This window comes from Curtobacterium sp. GC_Cur_3, from assembly GCF_026544205.1.
GTDB lineage: Bacteria > Actinomycetota > Actinomycetes > Actinomycetales > Microbacteriaceae > Curtobacterium.
Genome location: NZ_JALNUI010000062.1, coordinates 1 through 4,967 on the forward strand (window position 1 = coordinate 1; position 4,967 = coordinate 4,967).

The window sequence follows — 4,967 nt, forward strand, 5'->3', positions numbered from 1 at the left end:
GAGTCCTTTGTTGTGTGCACGCCGAACACACCCTGCATGAGGGTGGAGAACCAGCGATGTGCGGCTGGTGAGCGCTCGGGGAAGTTCCCGGATACGAGTAGTGTTCCACGCCACTCGACCCAGGGCACGGTCGCACTCGGCCCCAGTACGGGGCGGAGATGCTGGTCACGTGCAGAGGGACTGGGCAGCGTCCGTCAGGGTTGCGCGGGCGCGGTGCTCGTCGGCGCGACGTGCACCGTCACCAGACCGGAGGCGCGGAAGGGGGCGAGCTGGTCCTCGCTCGCCGTGTCGTCGGTGATGAGCGACCACGGCCGCTCGAGCCGCGTCCACCAGTGCGCCGACGCGACCCCGAGCTTCGTCGCGTCCGCGAGCACGAAGAGCTCCCGCGCACGGTCGACCATCACCCGCTTCAGCGACGCCTGCTCCGGGGTCTCCTCGCAGAGCCCGTGCTCGGCGGACACCCCGTCAGCGCTGAGGAAGGCGACGTCCGCCGACACGTCGGCCATGACCCGCTCGGCGAAGGGCCCGACGAAGCCGGAGCTGATGTGACGGAGCCGCCCCCCGACCACGATCAGCTCGACGCCGGCGCTGTGTTCGAGCACGGTGGTGGTGGTCAGCCCGTTGGTGACGACGGTGACGCCCTCACGGTGGGCCAGGTTCCGCGCGAGCGCCCCGACGGTGGTGCCGGCGTCCAGGACGGCGACGGCCCCGGCCTCGACGAACGAGCTTGCGAGCTTCCCGATGGCGGCCTTCTGCCCGACCGCGATCGACTCACGTTCCTGCAGGCTCCGCTCCGGGCCGCCGATGGTCCTGGCGCCGCCGTAGGTGCGGACGACGTCGCCGCTCCGCGTCATGGCGTCGAGGTCCCGCCGGATCGTCGACGCGGAGACCGAGAACACCGCTGCCAGCTCGTCGACGTTGACGGGCTTCTCGTGCAGCAGGTGGCCGATCTCGCGCCGGCGGTCGCGGGCGTTCACGCTACTCGGCGCGCTCCGGGGAGAGGTCGGCGGCCTGACGGAGCGCTTCGAGCAGCGGTTCGTGGTCCACGATGTCCTTCCCGGCGATGTCGAACGCCGTTCCGTGGTCGACCGAGGTCCGGACGAACGGCAGGCCCACGGTGACGTTCACACCGTTCTTCAGCCCGAGCACCTTGACCGGGATGTGGCCCTGGTCATGGTACTGGGCGACGACCAGGTCGTAGTCGCCGCGGCTGGCGAGCATGAAGAGCGTGTCGGCCGGCAGCGGACCGATGACGTCGAGGCCCTCGGCCCGTGCGCGGTCGACGCCGGGCTGGATCTTCTGGGCCTCTTCGTCGTTGCCGAACAGGCCGTTCTCGCCGCCGTGCGGGTTGATCGCCGCGACCGCGATGCGCGGGTGCTCGTTGCCGGAACGGACGAGCAGGTCGTTCCCGCGGGTGATCGTGCGGTACACGCGGTCGCCGTCGATGGCGGCGATCGCGTCGACGAGGCCCAGGTGCGTGGTGACGTGGATCACGCGCATGTTCGGCGCGGTCAGCATCATCGAGACCTCCTCGACCCCGGCGAGCTGCGCGAGCATCTCGGTGTGGCCGGGGAACTGGTGTCCGCCCATGTGCAGCGCCGCCTTGTTGAGCGGACCGGTGCAGATGGCATCGATCGTGCCGGCCATGGCGAGCTCCACGGCCTTCTCGATGAACAGGAAGGCGCCGTGACCGGCCTCGGCGGAGAGCTCGCCCCAGGCCAGGTCCTCCGGGATGCACGGGACGTCGAGCACGTCGATCGTGGTGAGGTCCTCGGTCACCTCGGAGGGGTCGCTGATGCGGTTGACGGTCAGCGTGCTCGAGACGACGTCCATGGCGAGCTGCAGTCGACGCAGGTCGCCGATGACGAACATCGTCGCCAGCGACCGGGTCGCCTGGTCGGCCATCGCCTTGGCGATGATCTCGGGTCCGACGCCGGCGGCGTCACCCATCGTGATCGCGATGATCGGCTTCATGGTGGTTCCTTACTTCTCGGTGGTGTGCTGTCGGAGTGCCCGGACGGTGCGTGCAAGGGTGCCGGCGTCGCCGAACGCCCCCGCCTTCGTCACGAGGACCGGCCGGTGGTCGGGGTGGCTGCTGAGGACGACGCCGGGCTCGACGGTGCCGTGCACGCGGACGGTGTCGATGCCGAGCGCGTCGAGGACGGCTCGGGCGGTCTCCCCGCCGGTCATGACGAGCGCGTCGAACCGGTGGGCACTGCGGGCGACGGTCGCGGCGAGGGCCGCCGCGACGTCGAGGGCGTTGTCCTTGTCGACGGGGACGCCCAGGTCGGGGGTGAGGACGACGTCGGCGACGCCGCTGGCGATCTGGTCCGTCGCCGCCTCTTCGCCGTCGTCGCGGTGCCGCAGTTCGACGTGCTCGGCTCCGCGCCGGACCAGTTCGTCGATCTGCGACCGGGCCGGTCCGGAGTAGCTCCCGACGACGACCAGGACGCGGTCGACCGTCGGCAGCTGCGGCACCGACGTCGCTGACGCGCCGTCGGACGGCACCATGTGCGCGGCGAGGCCACCGGACCCCGTCACGAGCACGGGAGCGCTGACCAGCCGGGAGGCTCGGGCGACCGTCTCGAGATCGGCGTCGGTCACGGCGTCCACGACGACCGCGTCGAGGCCGTCGGCGTGCAGGCGGTCGAGCCGCGCGGCGAGGTCCGCAGGGGTGTCCGCCGGACCGGGGGCGAGCCTCCCGGCCCGGACGCCCGCGGCGGCGAGTGAGGCGGCGACGTCACCGGCGAACGCGCCGTCCACGTGCGCGACGCCGTCGACGTGGACGACACCGCCGACCGTGGTCCGGCCGGTGCCGGGGAAGGCCGGTGCGACGACCGCCAGGGCGCGTTCGGTGTCGGAGACCGCGGCGAGGGCGGCGGCGACCTCGGCGCCGACGTTCCCCCGGAGCAGCGAGTCGATCTTCTTGAAGACCGGCCGGCCGAGGGCGACCGAGCGGCGGACGACCGCGTCTACCAGTGCGGCGGCCTCGTGTTCGGGCAGGTAGCGGCTCTCGGTGTCGACGGCGAGGACCTCGGACGCGGGCCACGTGACCTCGGGGCCGAGGACGACGGCGCTGGTGCGTGCGGCTCCGTACCCGCCCGCTGCGTCGGCGGCTCCGGTGAGGTCGTCGGCGACGATCGTCAGGGTCGTGTCCGCGGTCACCGGGCGGCTCCGTTGGCCGCGGTCTCGACCGCGACTGCGGCGGGCGGCTGGGTGTCACCGCCGGACTGCTTCGCGGCGAGGCGTCGGGCGTACCAGGCGACGACGAGCGGCGTGCCGATCGAGGTCACCACGATGGCGGCGGAGACGAGGACGGTCGCGGGGCCCGCGGCCTCCTTGTACGCGGGGTTCGCGGCGGCCACGAGCATGGGCACCGCGGCGGCGTTGCCCGCGGTCGACGACGCCGCGAGCCCGCCCAGGCCGGTGCCACCGGTGAAGCGGTCGGCGAGGAACAGCACGCTGCCGCTGAGCAGGAGCACGACCAGGCCGAGCAGGACACCGATCAGGCCGGCGCTGAGGACGGTCTGCAGGCTGATGCCGAAGCCGAGCGCCAGGCCGAAGAAGAAGATGAGCACGGGCGACGCCGACGACAGGAACTTCCGCATCGCCGGGTCGAGCGAGCCGAGGACCATGCCGAGCACCAGGGGGATCACCGCGCCGACGAGCGCCTGCCACGGGAACGCGGACAGTCCGGCGACGCCGAGGATGAGCATGGTGAGGAACGGGCCCGACTCGATCGTCATGATCGAGTACGCGGCGACGTCCTTCGGCTTGCCGTACTGGCCCATCAGCGCCATGTAGAGGCCGCCGTTCGTGTCGCTGAACGCGGCCACGAGGGCGAGGACGGACAGCCCCGCGAGGAAGCCGCCGTGGACGGGGGCCTCGGACATGAACTGCCCGGCGACGACGCCGATGACGACGGCGAGCAGCACCTTCGAGCCGAACAGCGCCCCGCCCTTCTTGAGGATGTAGGGCGTCGCGCGGAGGTCGATGCTCGCGCCCATGCAGACGTAGAAGACCGCCAGGATCGGCGTGCTCCCGGTGAGGAGGCCGCCGGTGAACGAGCCGAAGAAGTCGGCGGTGCCGGGGGCGAGGGTCGCGAGGACGGCGCCCGCGAGGAGCGGGACGAGCATCATCCCGCCGGGGACCTTCTCGATCGCGGCCTTGATCGGAACGGACATACGCAACTCCATCGTTTCGTTCCCGGGTCGATCCGGCCCGGTCACCCCAGGATTGCACACAACGCGCAAGCACGTGCGCGTTCTGCGCAATCTGTGCACGGGGAGGAGTTGCTGTGGGTTGGCTGTTCCGCGCGTGGAGTGTCGGTCCGCGCCGCGCGTGGAGGGTCGGTCGGCGCCGCGCGTGGCAGGTCCTTTCGCGCGTAGGAGGTCCTTCGTTCCAGACCTCCGACGCGCGATTGCGCTTCCCACCGCGCCCGTCATGGGTCGGAGCGCGCGCCGAACGGGTTCTCGTTCAGCGGGGTGACGAATCCGGTCCAGGGAACTTGGGCTGAGACGACCGGATCCGTCATCGCCCGGGAGCAGATCGGTCGTCGATCCCGCGCTGGCCCGCCCACGCCGAGGCCGGCGTCGCCGATCCACCGGAACGTGTTGGTCCGCGAGTCGTTCGGTGCGTGGCGGGTCCTTTCGCGCGTCGGAGGTCGTTCGTTCCGACCTCCCACGCGCGTTTCCGCTTCCCATCGCGCCCGCCATGGGTCGGTTCGCGCGTGGGAGGTGCAACGCAGAGAACGCCGCCCCCGGCAGGGGCGGCGTTCTCGTGTGTGGTGGTGTTGTGGTGCGGGGTGTTACTTGATCTGGGCGGTGATGGTGGCGGTTCCGACGAGCAGGCCTGCCTTGACGGCGTCGGTCTTGAAGGTGCTGTTGAGCAGCTTCGCGGCGTCGGCGGAGATGTGGACGGTGGTGCCGGTCAGGATCGCGTTGTCACCCTCGAGCTGCAGGGCCTTG

At 71.4% G+C, this 4,967-nt stretch carries 4 protein-coding genes; all 4 read right to left on the minus strand.

What is annotated here, in order from left to right; translation table 11 throughout:
• Positions 1–194: 194 nt before the first annotated feature.
• Genes OXR63_RS17920 through OXR63_RS17935 form a run of 4 tightly spaced genes read right to left on the minus strand, consistent with a single transcriptional unit; the run spans position 195 to position 4,184 of the window.
• On the minus strand, positions 195–977 hold the full coding sequence (locus tag OXR63_RS17920) for a DeoR/GlpR family DNA-binding transcription regulator (RefSeq protein ID WP_267425584.1): 783 nt from the start codon (positions 975–977) through the stop codon (positions 195–197).
• A gap of 1 nt (position 978) precedes the next feature.
• Positions 979–1,974, minus strand: coding sequence for a 4-hydroxythreonine-4-phosphate dehydrogenase PdxA (gene pdxA / locus OXR63_RS17925; RefSeq protein WP_267425586.1), 996 nt, complete (start codon positions 1,972–1,974; stop codon positions 979–981).
• Positions 1,975–1,983: 9 nt separating this feature from the next.
• Entirely contained in the window at positions 1,984–3,165 is a 1,182-nt protein-coding gene (locus OXR63_RS17930; RefSeq protein ID WP_267425589.1) for a four-carbon acid sugar kinase family protein, read from the minus strand.
• A complete protein-coding gene (locus OXR63_RS17935; protein ID WP_267425592.1) occupies positions 3,162–4,184 on the minus strand; it encodes a 2-keto-3-deoxygluconate permease in 1,023 nt (340 codons plus the stop codon). Before OXR63_RS17935 ends, OXR63_RS17930 begins: the two co-directional genes overlap by 4 nt.
• Positions 4,185–4,967: the final 783 nt, after the last annotated feature.